At 57.1% G+C, this 21,170-nt stretch carries 26 protein-coding genes and 1 pseudogene; 8 read left to right on the plus strand and 19 right to left on the minus strand.

The window, feature by feature from the left end:
* Positions 1 to 111: 111 nt before the first annotated feature.
* The gene (queC, locus tag CIB54_RS09755; RefSeq protein ID WP_065951217.1) at positions 112 to 810 is read left to right on the plus strand and encodes a 7-cyano-7-deazaguanine synthase QueC; all 699 of its coding nucleotides are present in this window, start codon (positions 112 to 114) and stop codon (positions 808 to 810) included.
* 141 nt (positions 811 to 951) lie between these two features.
* On the opposite strand, the gene CIB54_RS09760 is transcribed toward queC, so the two are convergent.
* Positions 952 to 1,824: a queuosine precursor transporter gene (locus CIB54_RS09760; RefSeq protein WP_065951218.1), complete on the minus strand. Its 873-nt coding sequence runs from the start codon at positions 1,822 to 1,824 to the stop codon at positions 952 to 954.
* Complete coding sequence (locus CIB54_RS09765; protein WP_101219675.1) at positions 1,811 to 2,413, minus strand: helix-turn-helix transcriptional regulator; 603 nt, start codon at positions 2,411 to 2,413, stop codon at positions 1,811 to 1,813. The genes CIB54_RS09760 and CIB54_RS09765 overlap by 14 nt, the downstream gene beginning before the upstream one ends.
* A gap of 214 nt (positions 2,414 to 2,627) precedes the next feature.
* Between CIB54_RS09765 and CIB54_RS09770 the strand changes: the two genes are divergently transcribed.
* The gene (locus tag CIB54_RS09770) at positions 2,628 to 3,722 is read left to right on the plus strand and encodes a pyoverdine biosynthesis transaminase PtaA (RefSeq protein WP_101219676.1); all 1,095 of its coding nucleotides are present in this window, start codon (positions 2,628 to 2,630) and stop codon (positions 3,720 to 3,722) included.
* Between the two features lie 71 nt (positions 3,723 to 3,793).
* Here CIB54_RS09770 and CIB54_RS09775 read toward each other — a convergent pair whose 3' ends face one another.
* The 7 genes from CIB54_RS09775 to CIB54_RS09805 all read right to left on the minus strand — a co-directional run bounded on the left by CIB54_RS09775 (position 3,794) and on the right by CIB54_RS09805 (position 11,581).
* A complete protein-coding gene (locus tag CIB54_RS09775; protein WP_101219677.1) occupies positions 3,794 to 4,510 on the minus strand; it encodes a hypothetical protein in 717 nt (238 codons plus the stop codon).
* Positions 4,511 to 4,650: 140 nt separating this feature from the next.
* Complete coding sequence (locus CIB54_RS09780) at positions 4,651 to 5,664, minus strand: sensor domain-containing diguanylate cyclase (RefSeq protein WP_101219678.1); 1,014 nt, start codon at positions 5,662 to 5,664, stop codon at positions 4,651 to 4,653.
* A 118-nt stretch (positions 5,665 to 5,782) separates the two neighbouring features.
* Positions 5,783 to 7,672 carry an alkaline phosphatase D family protein gene (locus CIB54_RS09785; protein WP_065951223.1) on the minus strand — a complete coding sequence of 630 codons (1,890 nt, stop codon included), beginning with the start codon at positions 7,670 to 7,672 and terminating at the stop codon, positions 5,783 to 5,785.
* Positions 7,673 to 7,782: 110 nt separating this feature from the next.
* Positions 7,783 to 7,989 carry a hypothetical protein gene (locus tag CIB54_RS09790; RefSeq protein ID WP_101219679.1) on the minus strand — a complete coding sequence of 69 codons (207 nt, stop codon included), beginning with the start codon at positions 7,987 to 7,989 and terminating at the stop codon, positions 7,783 to 7,785.
* Positions 7,990 to 8,150: 161 nt separating this feature from the next.
* Positions 8,151 to 10,394, minus strand: a complete 2,244-nt coding sequence (locus CIB54_RS09795; protein ID WP_101219680.1) for an ATP-binding protein — start codon at positions 10,392 to 10,394, stop codon at positions 8,151 to 8,153.
* On the minus strand, positions 10,391 to 11,005 hold the full coding sequence (locus CIB54_RS09800; protein ID WP_101219681.1) for a biliverdin-producing heme oxygenase: 615 nt from the start codon (positions 11,003 to 11,005) through the stop codon (positions 10,391 to 10,393). The genes CIB54_RS09795 and CIB54_RS09800 overlap by 4 nt, the downstream gene beginning before the upstream one ends.
* A gap of 195 nt (positions 11,006 to 11,200) precedes the next feature.
* Positions 11,201 to 11,581 (minus strand): response regulator, encoded by a 381-nt coding sequence (locus CIB54_RS09805; RefSeq protein ID WP_065951227.1) that lies wholly within the window; start codon positions 11,579 to 11,581, stop codon positions 11,201 to 11,203.
* 226 nt (positions 11,582 to 11,807) lie between these two features.
* Here CIB54_RS09805 and CIB54_RS09810 point away from each other — a divergent pair, with 226 nt between their 5' ends.
* On the plus strand, positions 11,808 to 12,182 hold the full coding sequence (locus CIB54_RS09810; RefSeq protein WP_101219682.1) for a c-type cytochrome: 375 nt from the start codon (positions 11,808 to 11,810) through the stop codon (positions 12,180 to 12,182).
* 49 nt (positions 12,183 to 12,231) lie between these two features.
* On the opposite strand, the gene CIB54_RS09815 is transcribed toward CIB54_RS09810, so the two are convergent.
* Positions 12,232 to 13,029, minus strand: coding sequence for an NAD(P)H-dependent oxidoreductase (locus CIB54_RS09815; protein WP_101219683.1), 798 nt, complete (start codon positions 13,027 to 13,029; stop codon positions 12,232 to 12,234).
* Between the two features lie 84 nt (positions 13,030 to 13,113).
* Here CIB54_RS09815 and CIB54_RS09820 point away from each other — a divergent pair, with 84 nt between their 5' ends.
* Positions 13,114 to 14,028, plus strand: a complete 915-nt coding sequence (locus tag CIB54_RS09820; protein ID WP_101219684.1) for a LysR family transcriptional regulator — start codon at positions 13,114 to 13,116, stop codon at positions 14,026 to 14,028.
* A 6-nt stretch (positions 14,029 to 14,034) separates the two neighbouring features.
* Here CIB54_RS09820 and CIB54_RS27275 read toward each other — a convergent pair whose 3' ends face one another.
* From CIB54_RS27275 to CIB54_RS27605, 5 genes and pseudogenes are all read right to left on the minus strand, one after another.
* Positions 14,035 to 14,211 (minus strand): hypothetical protein, encoded by a 177-nt coding sequence (locus tag CIB54_RS27275; protein WP_157829701.1) that lies wholly within the window; start codon positions 14,209 to 14,211, stop codon positions 14,035 to 14,037.
* A gap of 4 nt (positions 14,212 to 14,215) precedes the next feature.
* Positions 14,216 to 14,353 (minus strand): hypothetical protein, encoded by a 138-nt coding sequence (locus tag CIB54_RS27895; protein WP_332871788.1) that lies wholly within the window; start codon positions 14,351 to 14,353, stop codon positions 14,216 to 14,218.
* Between the two features lie 31 nt (positions 14,354 to 14,384).
* Positions 14,385 to 14,498: a colicin E3-like toxin immunity protein gene (locus tag CIB54_RS27815; protein ID WP_269801680.1), complete on the minus strand. Its 114-nt coding sequence runs from the start codon at positions 14,496 to 14,498 to the stop codon at positions 14,385 to 14,387.
* Positions 14,499 to 14,610: 112 nt separating this feature from the next.
* Positions 14,611 to 14,868, minus strand: coding sequence for a colicin E3-like toxin immunity protein (locus CIB54_RS09830; protein ID WP_101219685.1), 258 nt, complete (start codon positions 14,866 to 14,868; stop codon positions 14,611 to 14,613).
* Positions 14,869 to 14,952: 84 nt separating this feature from the next.
* A pseudogene (locus CIB54_RS27605) lies at positions 14,953 to 15,141 on the minus strand (detoxification); the annotation flags it as partial.
* Between the two features lie 337 nt (positions 15,142 to 15,478).
* Between CIB54_RS27605 and CIB54_RS09845 the strand changes: the two are divergent.
* A complete protein-coding gene (locus CIB54_RS09845) occupies positions 15,479 to 17,227 on the plus strand; it encodes a hypothetical protein (RefSeq protein ID WP_101219686.1) in 1,749 nt (582 codons plus the stop codon).
* A gap of 82 nt (positions 17,228 to 17,309) precedes the next feature.
* On the opposite strand, the gene CIB54_RS09850 is transcribed toward CIB54_RS09845, so the two are convergent.
* Complete coding sequence (locus tag CIB54_RS09850) at positions 17,310 to 17,678, minus strand: PH domain-containing protein (RefSeq protein ID WP_065951234.1); 369 nt, start codon at positions 17,676 to 17,678, stop codon at positions 17,310 to 17,312.
* Positions 17,679 to 17,836: 158 nt separating this feature from the next.
* Here CIB54_RS09850 and CIB54_RS09855 point away from each other — a divergent pair, with 158 nt between their 5' ends.
* Entirely contained in the window at positions 17,837 to 18,472 is a 636-nt protein-coding gene (locus tag CIB54_RS09855) for a LysE family translocator (RefSeq protein ID WP_101219687.1), read from the plus strand.
* A gap of 7 nt (positions 18,473 to 18,479) precedes the next feature.
* On the opposite strand, the gene CIB54_RS09860 is transcribed toward CIB54_RS09855, so the two are convergent.
* A complete protein-coding gene (locus CIB54_RS09860) occupies positions 18,480 to 18,809 on the minus strand; it encodes a hypothetical protein (protein WP_101219688.1) in 330 nt (109 codons plus the stop codon).
* A gap of 218 nt (positions 18,810 to 19,027) precedes the next feature.
* Here CIB54_RS09860 and CIB54_RS09865 point away from each other — a divergent pair, with 218 nt between their 5' ends.
* Both CIB54_RS09865 and CIB54_RS09870 read left to right on the plus strand, forming a co-directional pair.
* Positions 19,028 to 19,924 (plus strand): hypothetical protein, encoded by an 897-nt coding sequence (locus CIB54_RS09865; protein WP_101219689.1) that lies wholly within the window; start codon positions 19,028 to 19,030, stop codon positions 19,922 to 19,924.
* Between the two features lie 30 nt (positions 19,925 to 19,954).
* Positions 19,955 to 20,239: a hypothetical protein gene (locus tag CIB54_RS09870; RefSeq protein ID WP_065951239.1), complete on the plus strand. Its 285-nt coding sequence runs from the start codon at positions 19,955 to 19,957 to the stop codon at positions 20,237 to 20,239.
* A 2-nt stretch (positions 20,240 to 20,241) separates the two neighbouring features.
* Here the strand turns inward: CIB54_RS09870 and CIB54_RS09875 are convergent, their stop codons facing one another.
* Together CIB54_RS09875 and CIB54_RS09880 are read right to left on the minus strand one after the other, a co-directional pair.
* Positions 20,242 to 20,712, minus strand: a complete 471-nt coding sequence (locus CIB54_RS09875) for a hypothetical protein (protein ID WP_101219690.1) — start codon at positions 20,710 to 20,712, stop codon at positions 20,242 to 20,244.
* 77 nt (positions 20,713 to 20,789) lie between these two features.
* Complete coding sequence (locus CIB54_RS09880; protein WP_065951241.1) at positions 20,790 to 21,164, minus strand: cupin domain-containing protein; 375 nt, start codon at positions 21,162 to 21,164, stop codon at positions 20,790 to 20,792.
* Positions 21,165 to 21,170 lie beyond the last annotated feature (6 nt).

Raw genomic sequence — 21,170 nt, forward strand, 5'->3', positions numbered from 1 at the left:
GCGCTGCGCCAAACCGGATACGCTGCGTTATCGTTGACGTTTTTCGCGAGCAAGGGCTAGCCGCCCGCCTCGCTCCTACACCCAAATTCTTCGAATGCAGGAAGCAAAGCAATGAGTAAAAAAGCCGTTATGGTCTTCAGTGGCGGGCAGGACTCGACCACCTGCCTGATCCAGGCATTGAAGCAGTATGACGAAGTGCACTGTATCACCTTCGATTATGGCCAGCGCCACGTGGCGGAGATCGAAGTGGCCCGCACCTTGGCCAAGCAGTTGGGCGCCACCGTGCACAAAGTGATGGATGTGTCCCTGCTCAATGAGCTGGCGATCAGCAGCCTCACGCGTGACAACATCCCCGTGCCCACCGTGAACAGCTCAGGTGAAAGCCTGCCGAGCACCTTCGTGCCGGGGCGTAACATCCTGTTCCTGACCCTGGCCGCGATCTACGCCTATCAAGTGAAGGCCGAGAGCGTGATCACCGGCGTGTGCGAAACCGATTTCTCGGGTTACCCGGATTGCCGCGACGAGTTCGTCAAGGCGCTGAACCAGGCCCTCAAGCTGGGCATGGAATACGACGTACGCCTCGATACCCCGCTGATGTGGCTGAACAAGGCCGAGACCTGGGCCCTGGCCGATTACCACGGGCAACTTGAGCTGGTACGCGAGCAGACGCTGACCTGCTACAACGGCGTCATGGGCACTGGCTGCGGCAACTGCGATGCGTGCAACCTGCGCGCCCGGGGGTTGAATGAGTATCTGCAGAATAAAGCGGATGTCATGCAGAGCCTCAAGCACAAGTTACAGTTGAAATAACTCGATCAAGAGCCGGGTGAGATCCAAATGTGGGAGGGGGCTTGCCCCCGATGGCGGTGTGTCAGTTAAAAATGCACTGACTGACACTGCCTCATCGGGGGCAAGCACCCTCCCACAGAGATAGCGGTGAACCAGTGAGTTTCATGCACTGGTCAGATAGCGCTTGAACAACGACCGCGCCCCATAGGCCGGCAGGATATTGAAAAACGCAAAGCCGACTTTAATCGCGATCTGCACATAGATCATGCTCAAGATATCGCTGGTCTGCATGACGCCATAGAAGGCGATAAAGCAGAACAGGACGCTGTCGATAATGACCGCAAAGAACGTACTGAGGAAAATCCGCAGATACAGGTATCTGGAGTTGGTCAGTTCCTTGATTTTGCACAGCAGATAAGAGTTGATGTTCTCCGACACCAGGAACGACACCGACGAGGCGATCAGCACCGACGAGACTTGCAGGATCACGTCGTTGTACGGTCCATCCAGTTTCCAGCCCGGCAGCCCTGGCAGAAAGGTCGAACCGTAGAGCAGGATGATGATCATCGCGTTGCTGGCAAACGCAAACAGAATCGCCCTGCGCGCCAGGCGCAGCCCGAAGTTTTCGTTCAGCAGGTCCACGATCAGAAAGGTCAGGGGATACAGGAACGTGCCCGGCGTCACAATGATGCCCATCGATTCCAGGTAGATCGGTTTGGTCGCGGCGATACTGGTAAAGATGTAGAACGTGAACAGCAGCAGATTCAGGATGATGTAGATCATCCATGAGTTTTCATTGCGGTCGTTCATGTCGTAGGCCGTGAGTGCACCGCCTTGTGAATAGAACTTCTTGTAGAGGTTCTTGATTTCCATCCTGTTGAAGTTGTCCATCATTTCGCTGTTGAGCACTTCACTGAGCTTGATCCTGATGACCTTGCCCGTGGCAATCACCATGATCACCGCCAGGCGTTTGTCATTTTCGAACCCCAGCAGCTTGTATTTGCTGTTTTCAACCGGTGCTTCAAGCATGGTCATTGAAACGCTCCTCGAGGATATCGCCGATGACACACAGGCGATCTGAGTTCGCGCAGGGTTCGAGGGTAATGAAGAGTTTTTTGGTGGTGCGGTCGTACACCAGCTTTTCCTTGTCGTCGCTGCACGCGCCTTTTTGCACGATCAGCAGATCGCCTGGCTCATTGAGGCCGGCAATAGCGTGTTCCAGCAGTACGCCAATCAAGTTGCAGGACATGCCGAAGTAGTAAGTCAGCGGGAACAGCGTGGACAGTTCACCGATACGCTTACCCAGGTGCTGCATGACCTGGCTTTCCTTGAGCACCGGCACCGCCGCCGGGTTCATGTTGCCCAGGGGGGAAACATTGCTCTCGATGATTTCCTTGGCTTCAAAATTGATCGTCTCGATTTCTTCGTAGGAGACGCCGAAGAAGTCGGAGATTTTCCGGATGGTCGACTGCTGTACGTTGGCGACCTTGCCTTCCAGGATGTTGTAGATGGTGGTCCTGGTCAGGCCGGCGGCGCTGCTTAAGGAAAGCTGGGTCTCACCGCGACTTTTGATCAAGTACCTGATGTTGCTCTTCAGGTGCTCGGTTTTTTCCCGTCTGTGCATCAAATGCTCACCACTTCCATTGAGTCATAATCGTCCATTCTTTTTTGCGAAACCGTGGATTTAGAGCCTTCCACGCGGCTTTTCAGCGTCGCGATCGCGAGTGTTACATGCGTGCCGCTCAACAATAAAGCGCTAAATCAGGCCGCGTTTTTCTCGTCATACTTCTCTGTACGACCCGTACGAATCTCTCGTCCGTCTACAAGGAGTAGTTGCCATGGTCAGCGTCAGTCGTCGATCTATTCTCGCCCTGGGCGCGGCCTTGCCCGTACTGGGGCATCTGGAGTGGGCAGTCGCAAGCGCCGCACCGGCGACCTCTGACAAGGTATTGCTGAACTACAACGAAAGCCCCTACGGGCCGTCGACTGCGGCGCTTGAGGCGATGCAGCGGGGCAGTGCGGCATCGGGGCGTTATCCTTACCGGCACATGTACGCGTTGGCTGCGCTGTTCGCCCAGCAGCAAGGCATTACCGAGGAGAGCGTGGCGGTGTTTGCCGGTTCCATGGCCGCCCTGCGCTATGCCGTGTTGGCATTCACCAGCCCAACTCGTGGCCTGGTGATGGCCACGCCGTCCTACGAAGTGCCGCGCCAGGCGGCCGCGTCGAACCAGGCGCCGGTGCGCGAGGTGAACCTCGATGCCGGGCATGCCCATGATGTACCGGCCATGCTCGTGGCTGATCCCCAGGCCGGCATGCTGTACCTGTGCAACCCCAACAACCCGACGGGCACTGTGACGCCAACCGAGGCCATCCGCCAGGCGCTGGCGAACAAACCCAAAGGCTGCGTGCTGGTGGTGGACGAAGCCTATATCGATTTCTGCGATGCCCCCAGTTGCGTGAGTTGGACCAAGGACCACGACGACCTGCTGGTGCTGCGCACCTTCTCGAAAATCTACGGCATGGCCGGTGCGCGCCTGGGCCTGGCAATCGGCCACCCGGCATTGCTGGAGCAACTGGCGGTGTTCGGCGGCGACAATGTGCCGGCTGGTGCCAGCCTGCTGGGTGCCCATGCCAGCCTGGAAGACGTCAAGCTGCTGCCTCAGCGAAAAGCGCTCAATGCCACCGCGCGTGATGAGACGATCGCTTGGTTGGCGGACCGGGGGTTCAGGTGCACGGCGTCGCAGAGCAACTGCTTCATGATCGACGTCAAGCAACCCGCGGAGCAGGTGATCGAGCGGCTGGCTGCACAGCATGTACTGGTGGGGCGGGTATGGAGCAACTGGCCGCAGTGGGTGCGGGTGACGGTGGGTAACCGGCAGGAGATGGAGCGGTTTCGCCAGGTATTCGCCACGCAGATCGTGGGTGGCGGCTGAAAAAACATACAAAAGTGGGAACGGGCAAGCCTGTTCCCACCTTCGCGTCCTGTTGCGCGACCGCCAACGGCTTACTGTTGGGCGATGCTGTAGCCATCAAAGGCTGTCTGCTGTTGCAGTGCAGCAACAACGTTCTTGCGGCTCAGCGGCTGTTCAGTACCGGCATTATCCACAAAGCTTTCCACCTCCGGCTCGGCCTCATCACCCTCACCGACAAAGTTGAACCCCAGAAACTCGAACGCTTCACGGTCGACGTTGAGTTTGGAGCGCGGCGTACGCAGGGGCAGGGTGACGCTGCTGCCCTCCTTGCTGATCACAAACACCTCGGCTTCTTTCTTGACTCGCGCGGCCTTGCCCTTGCCGGCGCTCGGGTTGCTGATGGCCTGGTGCGACTGGTTCAACACCTTGAGAGCCAGGCCATAGACCAGTTCCTGGAACTCGGGATCGTCCTTGAAGCTGGACAGGATGCGGCTGATGGAGAACTTGCTGTTCAGGTCTTCCAGGGCGGCGTTATCGGCAGCCTCGGCGTCCTTCAATTGCTTTAGCTGGCCCATCAGATCGTAGGCCTTGTCATCGTCGAAGGCGTCATGGGCCTGACGGATAGCCATGCGCAACTCGCGGATCTGGTCGCTTTCCTTGGAGGTGTGAAACGCGTCCAGCACCATTTCGCTGATGATCTTGGCCGCTGGCACATGCTGTGAAAGATTGATGGCGTTCTCGTATTCGGCTTTGGCGTGCAAGGCGGTTACGGAGGCTTCGGCGGATTCAGCGGTGTACGAATCGGACATTGAAATTTCACTACTTCAGTAAACGGGGAGAGACAAAAAAGCGTCGGGCATTTTCAGGGGGCAGGGGAGTCAGGTCAAGACAACTCCCGGCGGTGAGACCGGTCAGTCGTGATAAGAAATGGGCGCTCAGGTTACCGATTTTATTCCGACACGCCATTCTTCCCCGCCGACTTGGACCGATACAGCGCCTGATCGGCGCGTGTCATCAGGGCTGCCGGTGACTCACCGAGCCGCCGTTCCACCACGCCCAGGCTCAGGGTTATCCTGGCATCACTCACGGCAGGCATTTCCTGGATTTTATAACGCACCCGTTCGGCCAGTTCCTTGGCCGTCTCCAGCGTACTGTTGGGCAAGACCAGCATGAATTCATCACCGCCCCAGCGCGCCAGCAAGTCATCTGCTCGCACGCACGCTTCCAGGCCTTCAACGACCCGTATCAGCGTCTGATCACCTACGCCATGGCCATGTCGGTCATTGATCGGCTTGAAGTCATCGATATCCATGGCCACCAGCGCCAGTGGCAGGCGAAAGCGTTCGGCGCGGCTGCACTGCTCGAGCAATACTTTTTCCAGGCGATAACGGTTGGCGATGCGGGTCAAGGCGTCCCGTTCGGCCAGGGAGCGGTTTTCGTCCAATTGCAGTTGCAGCTGCTGATTGACGCGCGACAATTCAAGGGTGCGCTCGACCACCAGCGCTTCAAGAGACTGGTTACGCTTTTGCAGGCGTTCCATGGAGCATTTGCGAGTGTGGATGTCGCGGTGCGCGCCCACCATGCGCGCGACCGAGTTGTCTGGATTGCGCGCGATGACGTAGCCACGGTCTTCGATCCAGAGGTAGCTGCCATCGTATTTTCGACAGCGGTATTCGGCCCGGTATTGGGGCGCGCGTTGGCAGATATAGTCGTCAAATCCGGCCATCACCCGGGGGTAATCCTCAGGATGGATCAGGTTTTCCCAGGTGAATACGCTGTTTTCCAGGGAGTGGCGCGAGTGGCCCAGCATTTCGTACCAACCGGGGTTGCGGTAGACGAACCCGGTATTGGCATTCCAGTCCCATATCCCGTCGCTGACCAGCTCCATGATGGCATGCAGCAGGTCGGCGTTGAGGTCGGAAAAGTCATTACGCGGTATTTCGTTGCCGGCTGTATCGTCCATCGACGCGCTTCCTGCGTGAACTGGCTTCCAAGGCCAGCTGTGGTTGACGCCGATACTCCGTGGCTGACGCTACTGTACAACGCGGACGTTGCGCTTTGAATAGGGCAGATGTGTTGTTTCAGGGGCTTGGCGCCGTCATTTTCGTACGAGGCTTGCCATCCGCGTTGTGCTGATAAATCGTTTCAGGTTGGCCCTTTTCGTTGAAAAATACCTGGCCGATCCCGGCAGAATTCCATAAGCGCTCGCCTGCCTCGGCATGTTCCGGAATATGCGGCACCACCTGCATGGTACGGCGCCGCGTAAACCAGTTGAGCGGTGAGCGCGGGGAGTAGAGCCAGCGGTTGAGACGGTCGAACCATTCCAGCAGGCGCGGCGGGAACTCGTTCTTGATGCCGCTGCTGGTGATCTGCCAGATCCTGGGACCCGCATTGCGGTGGCGAATCAGCACTTCGTAGACGAACGAATAATGCACGTCACCCGACAGAATCACGTAATTACCGGGTGTACGTGAGTGGCGGAAGATATTGAGAATCACCTGGGCGCTGCCGCGATGGGCCATCCAGTTTTCGGCGTCCACCAATAAGGGGTGGCCGCACCAGCTGAAGATTTTCTGCACGGTCTCGATCAGCTTCACGCCAAAGATTGGCGCGGGCGAGACGATGATGGCCGAAGGGTGATCGAGCAGTTCCTGCTGCAGTTCGCTCAAGGCTTCCCAATCCAGCAGGCCGGAGGGTTGCTTGAGCGTGAACTCGCTGCGCCAGCGCCGGGTGCGGGTGTCGAGCACTACCAGCGCGGGTGTGGTCGGCAGTACGTAGTGCCAATGCTGGAATTTCAACAGCGCTTGCACCAGGTCATCCTGCGCGCCGGCGTCGAGGTGATTGTGGCGTGCCGTGGCGGTCAGGGCCTGGGTTCGCTTCACCAGTTCGTCAAACACCTGTGGTTGGTTGCCCCAGCCCTGGCACAGCATGTAGGCAAGCAAGGCATTGCCGATGATACGTTTGGAGAAGGGGTGGCCGTAGGCGGTTTCCTCCCATTGAGCGCTGAGGTTCCAGTCATCGGTGATGTCGTGATCGTCAAAGATCATCAAGGTCGACAGATGGGCGAATACTCGCGCGACACCCGGCAGGCCGTCGCGGAATCCCTCGACCCGGAGCTCCTCGCTGGCGTAACGCTGCTGTCGTTCCAGGCTCAAGGGCGGGCCTTGAAGCGTGATCAGCGCCCAGGGCGTGGGCGACCACACCAGCAGGTACATCGCGATGACTTCAGCAAAGGTCACCAGATGATTATCGGCGGTGCTGCTGGTAAAAATCGGCTTTTTCACACCACCGAAGAAGCGTTCGCGCAATGTCTCATTGCTGTCCAGTGCCGGCAGCAAATCGGCACGGTGATAATAACTGGCAGGATGCCGGTAGAGGCTTGCGCTGTCATCGACCACAGCGCCTTCCAGGTATTCATCGAACAGGCCCAGCCGTGCAATCAGCCCATGAATCGCGCGCAGCATCGGCCCGGCGACATCGTCGGCGTAAACCTGATCGCCGCTCATCATCAATAAGGCCGGACGCTCGGCCGGGGTCTGGGCGTCGGCCAGCAGACGGTCGATGCACAGCAAACCTTCGTTGGCACTGTGATGGGGTTTGCGGCATGAGCCGTGCACCAACTGATGGATACGGCTATGCAGTACGAAACTAGGGTAGTGATCGTTGGCGTACAGGAGGTGAGGTGCCCATTCGGCGATGCCAGTATTGGCAAAAACCAGGTCGTAGCCGATCGCCACGTCCAGCGGCAGCGCTTCGTCCAGCGACACATCGATCAAGTGAATAAATGCATGACGCCCGACGGTTACGACGGTGCAGTCAAGGGGAATCTCCAGTGTCTGCGTGGGCAGATGCAGCTTCAGCGTCAGTTCCAGTGCTCGACTTCCTACCAGCCACAACACCAGGCGCCGAGCTTCCAGGCGTCGCAGCAGAGGGCCGGCCAGAACGGCGGGCAGTGTGTCGGAAGGCGGCATGCAGGCAGTGGTCCCAGGCTGGATTGAACCGGTAAGTCTAAGCGAGTGAATGTCATGGTTTTGTTATCGGGGGTACGAAGGGCCGTACACTGCCCCTCGTACGCGCCGGGTTAAAGCACGTTGCCTCGACCCAGGCCGTCCAGGCCACCGCCCCTGTTTTTGCTTCGGTCATTGGCCGCCATGCCTTCAGGCTCGACGGCATTGCGTTGCGTGGAGATGGGATCGATGCTGCGCTTCGTGCGTTGGGACGCTGCATCATCTTGCAGCAGAGGTGGGTATTGAAAGCTGCTCAGTGAGTGGTTGATTCCGCTGACCATGGATGTTTCCTTCTATGAGTAGAGGATGACTTCGCCTGTCGGAGCGAAGTAAGGCCTACCTTAATAGCGGTCCAGGGGGGGCCGCTATAAACGCGCTGCTGCAAGATATGACTGCAGATGACGAGCGTTTTTTGGAAACCTCACGCACATGCTTTACCGCATCAGGTGTACGAATCTTCAATCACCTTGGGCACCGTAAACCGGAACTCGCTCCCTCGGCCCACCTCACTCTCGGCTACGATCTTGCCGCCATGGGCCTGGATGATGCCCTGGGTGATGTACAGCCCAAGGCCGCTGCCGGTGGGGTTGTTTTCGGTCTGGGTCCAGTAACGATCAAACACATGCGGCAATTGTTCCGGTGCAATGCCGTCGCCGGAATCACGTACCGAGAACACGATTTCCGCGCCATTGCTCATGGCGCTGATGCCGATATTGCCCTGGCGGGGCGTGAACTTGATGGCGTTCCCGATCAGGTTCGACAGGACCTGGAACAGGCGCTCCGGGTCGGCGTTGATCTGCAGGCCGGGCTCGGCGTTGAACGACAGGTCAATGCCTTTATCCGACGCCAGCGGTGCGAGCAAGGAGTAGGCCTCTTCGAACATCTGGCTGACATCCAGCGCCACCGGCTTGACCACATACCGCCCGGCATCGATTTTCGACGTGTCGAGCAAGTCTTCCAGTAGCACATTCATGCGCCCGGCCGCCTGTTGCATGGTATCGATGGCCGAGGAAATCCGCCGTGACGTATGTGGGCCGTCGGAGCTGAAGGCCTTTTGCAGCATGCCGCAGAGCATGGAGATCACGGTCATGGGGTTGCGCAGGTCATGGGACACCACCGCCACCAGATCTTCACGCGCCCGCACGGCTTGTTGTTCGCGCAGCACCTGGCGGGCCAGGTCGTTTTCCAGGGCCGAGCGACGCAGGTCGTTGGCGGCAAACAGGTCGCCGTGGCTCCACTTGGTGGAGATGCCGGCCATTTCGACCTTCCAGATTTCAAATGACGTGCGGGGACGAAGGCGCAGGCCGGCGTCGGAGTCTTCCAGGTCCAGCGGCTTTTGCGGGTTGCCGCTCCAGTTGATGTTTTCTTTGACTTCCGGGCGGAACCACAGCACACCGTTGTCCACGGGCTTGGGCAGTTGCATGGCCAGGACGCCGCTGGCCACCTGCTGAAACGCAGCCGCCGGTGGGTACACCGAGACCAGGTTATGGCTGGAAAACACCGGTTCGGCGCTCTGCTGCAGCCACTTGTGCAACGCGCGGATCTGCGCCGGCTCCGGGCAGTTGCCGTAGCGGTGCAACTGCTTGTCTTCAATGATCGCCACGCCGCCGGCCGTTGTCAGGTTCATCAGCAGTTGCGGTTGTTGGGCCAGGCCATCGAATACGTCGATCTGCGAGGCCTTCATGGCGTGATCCAAGCGCGCAAGGGCTTCGAGCTTTTCATCACGCTGGCGGCTCAGGTCCAGCGCTTCCATGGCGCTGATCTGCAACGACAACACCTGGCCAATGGTCTGGCAGGCGATGCGCAGGTCATTGGGCACCAGCAGGGGCTCACGGTTGCCGCAGCTGATAAGGCCCCAGAGTTTGTCGCCATTCATCAGCGAGATGCTCATGGACGACAGCACGCCCATGTTCTGCATGTACTGGCAGTGGATCGGCGACACACTGCGCAGGGTGGCGAAGCTCAAATCCAGCGGTTCGCCGGTGTCCGGCCGCAGCTTGGGCACCAACGGTACCGGCTCGTAGGCCGCATTGGGAATAATGCGCAGCCAGTTGGTGCGATACAGCTCGCGAGCCTGCTCCGGGATGTCGGACGCGGGGAAGAACAGCCCGTTGAAAAGCTCCATGGACGGCGCCGATGCTTCGGCGATCACTTGGCCATGGCCTTCGTCTTCGAAGCGGTAGATCAGCACGCGGTCGTAACCGGTCATGGCCTGGATTTCATTCACGCTGATTTCGTACAACGCCTGCAGGGTTTTCGCCGCCTGCAAACGTTGCAGCATCTTGCCCAGGTCACTGGTGCGACCGTTCACGGCGCGTGGGCGAAAGTCCTTGAGCCGCGGTTCGAACTCCAGCACCAGCACGTTCTGGTGGCGGTGCAGCAAACCTTCGAAGTCCGCGCCGTTCAGGGTGACGTGCAACGGTGGCATGTCGAAAAAGGTATCGGTCTGGGCCATGACCTGCACGGCCTGGGCGTGTTCGGTGCCGATCAAGCTGTGCAGCGGCTGGCCGAGCAGCGTTTGCGGCGCATGGCCGAACAAGGTGCCGACGTTGGCGCTGACCTGGATGATCTTCAGGCCGGGTTCCGACAGGGTCAGCAGCACACCGTGAGGCTGGATCGCCCCGGGAAAACGGATGGGCTCATTGGCACAGTTGGCAAGCAGCTCTTCAAAATCTTCGGGTTTCATAGCAGTACCTCCTGGCTGTCGAGCCATTGCTCAAAGCAGCTGAATGTCGAGCGGGCGGCGTCCACGGCGTATTGTTTGGCGGGCGCGTCCAGCGGCTGGTCGCCCAGGTAAACAAGAAAGTCTTTCCAGCGCCGCCCGGTCTCCACCCCGTAGATGTCGAGAAAAGCGCCGCCGTTGTCGGCATTGACGTCCAGGCGCTGAGCCATTTCACGGCGAAGCACCTGGCCACCCAGCGTCGCGCCCTCCAGTACATACAGGGCACCGAGGCAGGCGGCGGGGGTGTCGAGCGTTGGCAGTTGCGTGCAACGGGGCAGGGTGTCGATGGCGTTAGCATCCAGGCCCAAGGCGTAGAGATCCTTGACCAGTGTCGGTGTTTTCACACGCATTGCCGTATCGAACCCTTCGGGAATCAAGCCACTGGCGTACAGTGCCGCTTCCATAGGCAGATAAAAACCGCAGTACGCCTGGAGCAGGCGTCGGTACCACTGCGCATCAAGGCGCTCAGAGAAAAACGGCAGGCGCTTTTCCAGGGCTTCATGCAGCGAGGCCGTGCCTGTGCGCAACGCTTCCAACAAGGTGTTCGCATCGACGTCATGGGCCTGAGAATGCATTCAGTAAGCTCGAACTGTGGGCCTCTCGGCCATGAATGACGCGCGCAAATGGGCGACGATTCTACACAACTCGCGGTCAGTAACTAAACGCGCAAGGCGAAAAGGCTGACTAACGGATCAGAAATGTCGCTCCTTGCGTCACAATGGACCAACGGGTTTACCGGGAAGTTCGCGCAAGGTGATATTGCGAGGCTATCAGTGCATAGCCAAACCCTGCTGATTGAGCGCGTTCTGCACACACTCAATCAAATGCTGGGTTCTCCACGGCTTGGGCAGAAACCGCACTGAACTGCCCAATTGCGCTGCCAGATGGGTATTGCCGGAGGTCAATACCACCTGCACCGTCGGCCAGCGGTGCGCCACGACCTTGCTCAGATCAAAGCCATTGAGCAAACCCGGCATTTGAATATCGCTGACAATCAGGTCCACCGGGTCATCGCCCCGTTCCAGGTAGATCATCCCTTCATCCGCCGAAGGGAACGACGTCACCGATGCGCCGAAGTCTTCCAACACATCCACCATTAACGCCCGAATGATCTCGTCGTCTTCCAATACTAAAATCGATGGCTGAGCCATGATCCTTACTCCACCATCAGGGTTCAGTAAGGTGGAGTGGAGGCTTGGCGCATAGGTTCGATTGGATGTTTTCTAAACGATGGGTGGTCGTTTGGCGGTGTGCAGGAGCGTGGTTGGGTGGCGCGGTCATGACAATCGATTATGTTGAGCATGCCGGGTGGAGCGACTGGGGAGCGGCCGCTTAAACAGGCATAATCGAGCGCAACACTCGATGCGGAGCCGTACGATGAAGTTCGCCTTGTTGACCCTCGCCCTGATGCTCACCACCGCCCAGGTTGCCGCCGCCGGCGACGCAGACGCGGGCGGCAAGCTCTTCGCCAAGACCTGCGGCGGTTGCCATAGCGTTGGCGAAGGCGCCCGTGGCGGCTTTGGGCCGCAACTGAACGGCATCATTGATCGGCCTGCCGGCACCACTGCGGACTATCAGTATTCAGATGCGATGAAGAACTCGGGGGTGGTTTGGAACCGGGACAAACTGGCGGCCTACATTGAAGATCCGAAATCGGTTGTGAAGGGGACGCGCATGATTTTCTGGGGCATCAGTGATCCGCAGAAGATTGAAAATATCCTGGCGTACCTTGAGACGTTTCAGCCCGAGTGATGGCGTAAACGGTTGTCTCCAGCCGTCGCTTGGGTTTGTCGGCGCACGTCTAGCCTTCAGGCGCCATGTCCTCAACGATATGGATCCGCAAATCGTGACGACCGGGGGCAAGCTGCGGCTTAAGGGTCAACGCCGGAATTTCATAGTCCCCGGCGTTCTGGCGACGAAATGGCAGAGGTTTGTCGTCGAACAGGTTATCCAGCCGAGCAGCATAGGCCGCGCATAGCTGTTCGAATCGAGCGGCGTCCATTTTGCTGGTTTTATAGATGGGGAAGGGCGGCATGACAGTGAACCCAGGGTAGAACAGCACGCCATGCTGGATAGGGAATAGCAGGTCATCCAGCGCCCCGTTTACCCCTCGACCGCTGTAATGGGACTCCCACCCGCCCATGCTCACCACCAACATCGCCCGCTTTCCTGCCATGCTGCCCTCGCCGTAGCGATCGCCCCAGTGGCGTTCGCTGTGTTCGCCGACACCGTAGGCGAAACCACAGGCGTAGACGCGTTCGACCCAGCCCTTGAGAATTGCCGGCATCGAGAACCACCACAGTGGGAACTGAAAGATCACCGCGTCCGCCCACCGCAGTTTGGCCTGCTCTTGCTCGATGTCTGTCGGTTGGGTGCCGGCGGCGAATACACGTTGCGACTCCAGCGCTGGGTTGAAAGGTTTTCCATCGTCATAGCCTGGAGCGTCGTCCTTATCAATGGGCGCTTTCCAACGCATGGCGTAGAGATCGGAAACCTTGACCTCGTGACCCGCGCTTTTGAGGTGAGCGATCGCGAAGTCCCTGAGCGAGCCATTGAGCGAACGGGGTTCCGGGTGGGCGTAGATCAGTAGTAGCTTCATGAGGCGCTCCGAGTGGGTGTAGGCCTCACCGTAACGACGAACCCGGTATGATAGAAATGAATTTCCGAAACATATGGTATTTACATGCACAATACCTTGCGCCGTCTGGATCTTAATTTGTTGGTCACGCTGGATGCACTGCTGTCTGAGCAAAACGTTACTCGGGCGGCGCGCTTGCTCAACCTCGCTCAGCCGACCGTCAGCCTGCAACTGGGGCGGCTGCGAGAAATTCTGGACGATCCGTTGTTGTTGCCCGGTCCCCGAGGCATGTCGCCTACCGAGCGAGCCCGTGAATTGCGCGGGCCGCTGCGCGAAGCCCTGGTCGCGTTGGAAGGCGCGCTGAGTCCCAGTGCCGCTTTTGAGCCCGCATTGTCCAATCAGACGTGGAGGGTGGCTGCCAGTGATTACGCAGCAACTGCCTTAGTCTGGCCCTCGCTGGCGCTGCTCAGGCGCCTGGCGCCAAATACGCGCCTGGCGCTGTTGAACAAACATCCCGTCAGTCTTGCCAGTGATCTGGAAAACGGCCAGCTTGATCTGGCGTTGCATACTCGCGATGACGCGCCGCCAAAACTGCGTCAACGGTCTCTGGTTCATGAACGCTATGTGCTGGCAGGGCGGCGCGGTCATCCCGCGTTGACAGCCAAGCTTTCGCTCAAGGCGTTCTGCGGCCTTGAACATGCCGTCATGTCACCCAATGGCGCCGGGTTCGTTGGCAGCACTGACCAGGCACTGGCAGCTAAAGGCCTGGAGCGACGAGTCGTATTATCAGTGTCTAATTTCAACTCGCTCATCTCAGCATTGGCGCACAGCGACGTGGTTGCGGTGGTGCCGGAAAGGCTGGTGCGAGATGAGCCCGCACTGCACGTACAAGCGCCTCCACTGGCCATTCCGGGCTTTGAAATGCTCATGCTTTGGCCCGAACGACTGCACCGGGATCCCGCTCATATGTGGCTGCGCGACCTTATCGCCTCGACGTTGGCAGGCACCTGTACGCGTTGATCGTTTCTACGTTGCGCGTGGTAAAGCCTGGGCGAATACCACACCGTTGAAGGTATGGGTGCAGCAGTCGTAAGAGGGTTTCATAAGCTCGGGCGTCAATTGCGGGTCGACCTTCTGTAACAGGCCGGCCTCGTCCACCCACAAGCCGCTGTAATAGCTGTTCTCATCCGTTCTCACATACATTGCGTCAAGAGTCCTTCTTAGGTTGCTTTGGAGAGGGTGGCCACGCGCCTTGGTCACGGAAGGAAATCTGGTAGTCGAGGTGTTCGGGCTCAATCATGTGCTGGAAATACGGCTGAAGAGTCGTTATCCAGTCAGGCAACATGTCGAATACATCGGCGTATATCGCGGTTTCGTCACCTAAAACCCAACGCTTCGAGAACACTGTCTGTGTCTTCGATATCCGCTGAATACTCATCCGCCTTCAAGTTATTGCTGTGCTTTTCGTACCACCGTAATCTGATTTTCATGATTATTTTTCCTGAGCTCGTCTTTTACCTGTCATTCGACGCCTTGGATTTGCAGTCTTCGACGTTCGGTGGAGTTGTGATCAATTGCGCCCATGCATTCTCTTAGCTTGGATTACTCGCGTGCCTCCTCGTAATCAAACGCGACGTAGTAGTCGCTCTCTGAAAGAGCAATCTCGTGGGAGAAGTAGGCCTGTACCTGCGATAGCCACTCCCGCCGCAGTTCAAACATGCCGTTATTGACGTCTTCGTCTACCGACAATCCGAGCTCAGAAATCACGGAGTAATCCTTTCCTAAGTCCGCCGAATCCTCAGTTCCGATTAGCCACTCTGTGGTTCTGTCGAACCATTCCAATCTCACTTTGAGTCCCATGTAACCCTCACAGATACTTTCTGATGTTTCGTTTCTCTTTTGGCCCTTTTAGCTGCTCGCCGGTTAGATGGTTGAACGCACCCATATGGCGTCCGGCAATTGGCAGGGCTTGATAAAGACGCAGCCGACAGGTTTGGCCAGCGTAGGTGCTGTGGCAGGAGAGGGTTCGTATAGATCAATCGCCGGTGAATAAGGCGCCTGCGACGGTTGCGGTGTCAGGATTCGCTGTCTGCGTAGCGCTTCTTCAGTAGGTGGATAAGAACGTTCTGACATGACCGGCTCACTTCCTTGTGCGAGGAAATGAGCCTACGGGGGCGAATGAGCGGGTGAAATTCGGCTTGTTCGATGGCCTGCGTGGGAAAAGTCAGCCAGCTACCCGCGACGCTTAAAATTGATATTTGAACCCTACCATCACAGGTCATTGTTGTGTAAGCCACGGCGGGCATGAGGGGGCGGGATGTAGGGGGTGGCTGCCGGGGGAGGCTGATGAAGAGGTAGGACGGTTCTGGTTTTGTTAGGATCCGATGAAAAAAGCCTTCTCTCGGTTGCCTGATAATTAGCAAGGTGGATATATGAATCCGGACAGTAATATTGAATAGGATGTTCGACGATGATTTATGAAAATGTTGATCCGCAACTGCTCGCCTTTTTGCAGAATCCCATGAAGTTTACATCGCCCCTTCCGCCCGCAGGCAAAAGCCTGAAATGGCATGCGCGAATGCTTTACAAGTTTACGATGCTGCGCAGGTTTATCAGTGCCGAGCAGGTACAGGCGTTGCTGTGGGAGAAAATTAAGAATAATTTGGAGAAGGCTGAAAACTCTCTGCCTCAATTAATTTTTGAAGATCATGTGCCGCTCAATCAGGACACGGTGCATCGTTTTACTGATGAGTTGTATCGATATTTCAGAATTGTATTTTTACCGTGTGATGCTACGTCGGCATCGCAAAAGGAAATGCTCGCTGCCTTTAGTAAATCTTATACCTGGGCGGCGCTTGAATATACCTGTAATAGAATTTCCGAGAATCTTGAGCTTCGTGCAGTGCACAACTTATCGATCTTGGCGAATGAAAGGTTGTGGTTGGGTTACTACCTGAGTGAAGTGTATTTTCTGATAGGTCATGGGCTCTTGAGCGCCAAGCTGCACGGGAAAACGCTAAAGATAGTGCCTACCGCCAAGCTACAGGTGCGATTAAAGGCTTACTGGCTTGCGGAGGTCACTGAAGCTAATTCTAATATCGGTGATATTTTAAGTCGGCATGACATTGTACCTATGCTGCATGAACGAGGTCGTCTGACACCAGAATTACGCAAGCTGTTAGTGGATCAAACGTTGGATAAATGTCTGTCCATACATTCAAACTACCTGTCGCCGACCATGACGAACCATCCTAAGTATCAATATTTGCGAGAGGTTGTTGATTTTGCAATTCACCTTGAGCTACGTGCGATGTCAGGTGAACGCTCGACCAGCGAGGAGTACATGAGAAGTATCGTCAGCCCGGCAACGGTGGATATGATTAATAGCGCCCTCGCTGGACGATTACCGACGCTTGATTCGGCCAGCAGTTTTGTTGAGTACAAGGGCGGCATGTATCTAAGGGGCGCGCTGAATTTCAAGTACGGGCTGAGAAAATTTGTCAGGTACCTGCTCGGTGAGGTGCTGGTTAATCAGAAGGGCCCTGACTTTGGCCATCTACTGGGTGTTGGCTTCGAAAAAGACTATGTTTTAAATTATATTCGCAGTCTCAATGACCCTCGCCTGAAAATTTATGAGGAGTTCAAACCAGGTAATAATGCGAAAATCAAGGGGTATGATGTTGATCTGATTATTCAAGATGTAGATGAGGATATTTATTATTTCGTGCAGGTTAAGCATCAGCTGTCGGAAATTCCTACATATCTTTCCGAGCAGTGCGAGTTGTTTCTAAATGCGAACTTTCGTAAGGGTTTTATTCAGCAATTAGGCGTTCTGAAAGATAACCTTTCTGACGATAGTATCAGGCGCAAGCTCAGTCAACATGGATTGGCCGGCGCTCGCCCGGATAATACCCACTTCATACTATTGCATAACGTCCCTTTCTTGAATTTCTATGAGCTTGATGGGATTTTCTTCTACGAGTGGAACTTGCTCAGGAATATTTTACAGGGTGGGCGGGTACAGATTCGTAAAAACCGAAACATCGCAGAGGAACGGGTCATTAGCAAACCACGTTTGCACCGGCCGCAGGAGATGGTAGAAGCTTATTTCAAGGATTCGCAAAGCGGAAAGCAAATGAGGGAGCACTACGATATTTATCGAAGGGCCTACGTTAGCTTTGCTTTTGATGACCTTGATGTGATCTGCAAGCTATTGTGAAGGTAATCGCTGCGGTGACGTGGACGTATGACCATGCTATAAGTACTGATCAGCGTTCGCGCCACCAACCCTTTCGAATTTTTCAGAGTAAGTGCTTTGAAATCAACCGTGAAATCTCCACAATCGAAGTCTTCCCGGTAAATTCAAACTTCACCTTCCCCAGCGACGAAAAGTAAATCTCCAACTCCGAATCCAGATCGAACGTCCCCGACGTTTCCACCGAATACGCCACGATGTTCTTGTACGGCAGCGACGTGAAGTCCTTCTTGCTGCCGGTAATCCCCTGCACGTTCACCGCGATGATGCGCTTGGTGGTGAACACCACGCCGTCGCGCATGGCCTTGTACGCGTCCACCACTTCTTCGCCGTCGAGCAGCAATGAAGCCACGCGTTCGGCGTATTCGTTGTTCTGTTTGAGCTTGAAGAAGCCTTTGTTGTTGAAGTCGATCATGTGCCTGCCCTCGGGTGAATGGTGCGATCGGTGTATGACGTTTTGATCACGGATCTGTATCTAACGCGCGCATTTTGAACGCCCTACCATGGTGTCCAACTCTACAACGTTGAGCGGATGTTTCGCGTCGACAGAACAACCGTCCAGGGAGCCCCACCATGCCCGAACTGTCCAGCTGGCTTGCCTATGCGCTGATATCACTGGGCATGGTGCTGACACCCGGCCCGAACATGATTTACCTTATTTCCCGGTCGATCTGCCAGGGGCGCACCGCCGGGTTTATCTCCCTGGGCGGCGTGGCGCTGGGGTTTCTGGTTTATATGCTGTGCGCCGCCTTGGGTATTACCGCGTTGGTGATGGCGGTGCCCTTCGCCTACGACGCGCTGCGCTTTGGCGGGGCGCTGTACCTGGCCTATCTGGCCTGGCAGGCGGTCAAGCCGGGTGGCCGTTCGCCGTTTCAGGTGCAAAGCCTGCCCCAGGACAGCCCGCGCAAATTGTTCACCATGGGCCTGGTGACCAACCTGCTGAACCCCAAGGTGGCGGTGATGTATCTGTCGTTGCTGCCCCAGTTCATCGACCCGAACGGCCATGGCAGTGTGCTGATGCAATCCCTGGTGCTGGGCTTCACGCAGATTCTTATCAGCGTGAGCGTGAACGCAGTGATTGCCACCCTGGCGGGGTCTATCGCCATGTTTTTCGTCACCCGGCCGGGGTGGCAGGTGGTGCAGCGCTGGCTGATGGGGTCGGTGTTGATGGGGTTGGCGGTGCGGATGGTGGTGGAAGGGCGGCGGTAGTGGCTGGTTACAGAATGGCCTTCAGGTAATTCTTGAGTGCGTCGAGCGGGGCATTGAGGTCTTCCAGTCTCGGCGCCTGGCGCATGTCCCGCGTAAGCCGTTGCAGCTCGCGCCCCATCACGGTCGTGGCGCCGCCCAGTGATTCGAGTGCTGAGGTCAGGCACTCATCAAGCTTCAACCGAATCCCCGCCAAATCCCCCTGGCGCACCAACAACCCAAACACCTCGCGGTCGTACGCCTCCATCACCGGATCATCGCGCAAAACCGGGCTGCCGCCGTCCGTCTCGTGCACCAGCTTCAGGGCAAAGAGCGCAACCGCTTCCAGCGTCAATTCCATGGTTTTGGTTCCTGCGGTTTTGGGGGAGGGCGATGATCACTGTTCTGCGCGGGAAAAAAAAGACCCAATAGTGTGAACCGGTTGGCTTGCGCAGCCGTAGTGTCGGCTGCCCAAGGAACGATATTAATTAGCCATGCTCCAACTCGGCGTGCCAAGTGCACCCGGTCGCCAGAAGGATAGGGTGCAAGACCTAACCCACTACAAGGATGCAAACACTCATGCAGTCATCCCCCACCCAAACGCCATCCGCCACCGGCGAACTGATCGCCAGTTTTCGCCACGGCAAGGGTTTCCTGATCTTCAGTTTGATATTTGGCGTCGCGTTGCTGGGGCTCGCGGTGTTTGTGCTGTACCTGGGCACCATCCTGCCGGTGGACAGTCACGGCCCCGTCGTCGGCCAGACGTCGCGCGGCCTGTCATTCAGCTTCAGCAGCCCCCAAACCCTAATCTACTTCACCAGCGCCTTGCTCACCGTTCTTGCGTTGGGCGTGTTTGCCGGTTACGCCTGGCACAGAAAACTGCGTGCGCCGCGTTACAACGTGTATGAGCACGGCATCGAGCGCTTCATCAACGACCAGCGCGACTACACCGCCTTCGCTGACATTGAAGACCTGTACCTGTTCGGCTCCGGGCAAACCGTGATGACCGGCATGATCACCAACCTGGCCTACCGTCGTAACGCGTCGGAGCCGTTTCACCGAGTGATTGAAACCCTCAAGGGTTTTTACCAGTTCCAGCAGTTGGTGCGCGAGCTGCATGTACGCGCGCGCATGCCGGTGGTGATCGCGACGCTGGAAACGGGTGGGTCGGTGACGTTCAACTGCATCAGCTCGGGGCAGGTCTGGGGTAAGCGCATGAGCGGCAACTTCCTGAACATCACCACCTCGCCGATTGTGGTCAGCCGCGCATTCCTGCAATACCAGGGCCGCACAGTGCCGATGTCTTCGCTGCGCACCGTGGACCTCAATGCCTGGACCGAAAAAGTGGTGATCAAGGACGAGAGTGGCAACGCCGTATTGTCCACCATCGCCACCGGCATCCTGAGCCACGACCTGTTCCTCAACACCCTCGATGCGGTATTGGCGGTCGAAGAACAAACCCGCGAGCTGGCGTGAGCCGGCAGCGTTAAGGATGAGGACTGAACGATGATCTATCGCGGTGCAGGCTGGCTCACCTTGTTTACACCCGTGGCGATGGTGCTGCTGGTGATGTGGTTGTGGCCGGATCCGAGCGTCAAGCCTGGCAATACGTCGCTTACGCAAGTGTTGATGGGGTTCGGGATTGGCTCGGCGATCAACGTTGTGCTGGGCTTTGTATTGAATCGAAAGGTTCACGCCGACGGCGTGCGTCATCACTTCTTTTTCATGCCCATGCAATGGCCGGCGCTGGCGATCACGCTGGTGTGCGCGCTGATCGCCCTGTTGAAATAAGCTTACCGACCGCTCGGCAAGGGCGGTCGGGTTTCGACTTGTTCGAGGCTTATGCGATACGTGGTGTAAGTGTCGCCATCCCTCAGGTAAAGATCGCTGCGATAACGGCTGACGGCGCCCTTGAGTTTGATGTGCAGGCCGTTGGCGACGCGCTGGATGACCACGTCTTGCAAGTCGGTGTCCGAGACCAGGAACGGCGGGGTTTTGCCGAGGTACACCTTCATGGTTGCGTCTGTCGATTCACGGTAATCCATATAGAACTTCAGCGTCTTGGGCTCCGAACGGTCCCTGGCTTCCTCGACGATATAAAGCCATTCCCCCGGTATGAAGTTTTGCTTCAGGACTATTTGGGGGGGAAGCTCGGGTTTGTGCACATAGGCATAAATGAGAAACCCCGCAAGGCAGAGCGCGGCGATAATCGCCAGGTACTTTTTGAGCCTGAGCTTCAGGGCTTGCCATTGGGTTTTATTCATAAGTTTCAACGTTGGATATGAAGACGGTGTCATTGCGGTGCATTGATGATAATCGTGTCCAGACCCAAAGGCAGTGTTCAAATCCACTGATCATTCAAGGCGGTACGGTCCCCACCTTCATGGCCAGTGTTTAAAATGCCCTTAGGCTCAATCATCATCAGCTTGGCTTCGCCTTCGGCGGCCGTGCGGTGCACTACGCCACGAGGGACCACATACAGTTCGCCTGGCGCCACATAGACCGGGCCGTCCGGCAGGTCGATACGCAGCGTGCCTTCCAGCACCAGGAATGCCTCGTCGGTTTCGGGATGGGCGTGCCAGATGAATTCGCCCTCGATGCGTACCACTTTGAATTGGTAGTCGTTCATCTCGGCGACGACGCGCGGGCTCCATTGTTGGTCGATGAGGGCGGCTTTTTGGGTGAGGTTTATGGGGGCGGCGGGAGGCTGAGCCATGACGGA

This window comes from Pseudomonas fluorescens (assembly GCF_002837185.1).
In the GTDB taxonomy this organism is placed as follows: Bacteria; Pseudomonadota; Gammaproteobacteria; order Pseudomonadales; family Pseudomonadaceae; genus Aquipseudomonas; species Aquipseudomonas fluorescens_AM.

Excerpts from the sequence above, each read along its gene's own strand:
- queC (WP_065951217.1), top strand. The coding sequence starts at position 112 with ATGAGTAAAAAAGCCGTTATGGTCTTCAGTGGCGGGCAGGACTCGACC.
- CIB54_RS09760 (WP_065951218.1), bottom strand. The coding sequence starts at position 1,824 with ATGACCATGCTTGAAGCACCGGTTGAAAACAGCAAATACAAGCTGCTG.
- CIB54_RS09765 (WP_101219675.1), bottom strand. The coding sequence starts at position 2,413 with ATGCACAGACGGGAAAAAACCGAGCACCTGAAGAGCAACATCAGGTAC.
- CIB54_RS09770 (WP_101219676.1), top strand. The coding sequence starts at position 2,628 with ATGGTCAGCGTCAGTCGTCGATCTATTCTCGCCCTGGGCGCGGCCTTG.
- CIB54_RS09775 (WP_101219677.1), bottom strand. The coding sequence starts at position 4,510 with ATGTCCGATTCGTACACCGCTGAATCCGCCGAAGCCTCCGTAACCGCC.
- CIB54_RS09780 (WP_101219678.1), bottom strand. The coding sequence starts at position 5,664 with ATGGACGATACAGCCGGCAACGAAATACCGCGTAATGACTTTTCCGAC.
- CIB54_RS09785 (WP_065951223.1), bottom strand. The coding sequence starts at position 7,672 with ATGCCGCCTTCCGACACACTGCCCGCCGTTCTGGCCGGCCCTCTGCTG.
- CIB54_RS09790 (WP_101219679.1), bottom strand. The coding sequence starts at position 7,989 with ATGGTCAGCGGAATCAACCACTCACTGAGCAGCTTTCAATACCCACCT.
- CIB54_RS09795 (WP_101219680.1), bottom strand. The coding sequence starts at position 10,394 with ATGAAACCCGAAGATTTTGAAGAGCTGCTTGCCAACTGTGCCAATGAG.
- CIB54_RS09800 (WP_101219681.1), bottom strand. The coding sequence starts at position 11,005 with ATGCATTCTCAGGCCCATGACGTCGATGCGAACACCTTGTTGGAAGCG.
- CIB54_RS09805 (WP_065951227.1), bottom strand. The coding sequence starts at position 11,581 with ATGGCTCAGCCATCGATTTTAGTATTGGAAGACGACGAGATCATTCGG.
- CIB54_RS09810 (WP_101219682.1), top strand. The coding sequence starts at position 11,808 with ATGAAGTTCGCCTTGTTGACCCTCGCCCTGATGCTCACCACCGCCCAG.
- CIB54_RS09815 (WP_101219683.1), bottom strand. The coding sequence starts at position 13,029 with ATGAAGCTACTACTGATCTACGCCCACCCGGAACCCCGTTCGCTCAAT.
- CIB54_RS09820 (WP_101219684.1), top strand. The coding sequence starts at position 13,114 with ATGCACAATACCTTGCGCCGTCTGGATCTTAATTTGTTGGTCACGCTG.
- CIB54_RS27275 (WP_157829701.1), bottom strand. The coding sequence starts at position 14,211 with ATGTATGTGAGAACGGATGAGAACAGCTATTACAGCGGCTTGTGGGTG.
- CIB54_RS27895 (WP_332871788.1), bottom strand. The coding sequence starts at position 14,353 with ATGTTGCCTGACTGGATAACGACTCTTCAGCCGTATTTCCAGCACATG.
- CIB54_RS27815 (WP_269801680.1), bottom strand. The coding sequence starts at position 14,498 with ATGAAAATCAGATTACGGTGGTACGAAAAGCACAGCAATAACTTGAAG.
- CIB54_RS09830 (WP_101219685.1), bottom strand. The coding sequence starts at position 14,868 with ATGGGACTCAAAGTGAGATTGGAATGGTTCGACAGAACCACAGAGTGG.
- CIB54_RS09845 (WP_101219686.1), top strand. The coding sequence starts at position 15,479 with ATGATTTATGAAAATGTTGATCCGCAACTGCTCGCCTTTTTGCAGAAT.
- CIB54_RS09850 (WP_065951234.1), bottom strand. The coding sequence starts at position 17,678 with ATGATCGACTTCAACAACAAAGGCTTCTTCAAGCTCAAACAGAACAAC.
- CIB54_RS09855 (WP_101219687.1), top strand. The coding sequence starts at position 17,837 with ATGCCCGAACTGTCCAGCTGGCTTGCCTATGCGCTGATATCACTGGGC.
- CIB54_RS09860 (WP_101219688.1), bottom strand. The coding sequence starts at position 18,809 with ATGGAATTGACGCTGGAAGCGGTTGCGCTCTTTGCCCTGAAGCTGGTG.
- CIB54_RS09865 (WP_101219689.1), top strand. The coding sequence starts at position 19,028 with ATGCAGTCATCCCCCACCCAAACGCCATCCGCCACCGGCGAACTGATC.
- CIB54_RS09870 (WP_065951239.1), top strand. The coding sequence starts at position 19,955 with ATGATCTATCGCGGTGCAGGCTGGCTCACCTTGTTTACACCCGTGGCG.
- CIB54_RS09875 (WP_101219690.1), bottom strand. The coding sequence starts at position 20,712 with ATGAATAAAACCCAATGGCAAGCCCTGAAGCTCAGGCTCAAAAAGTAC.
- CIB54_RS09880 (WP_065951241.1), bottom strand. The coding sequence starts at position 21,164 with ATGGCTCAGCCTCCCGCCGCCCCCATAAACCTCACCCAAAAAGCCGCC.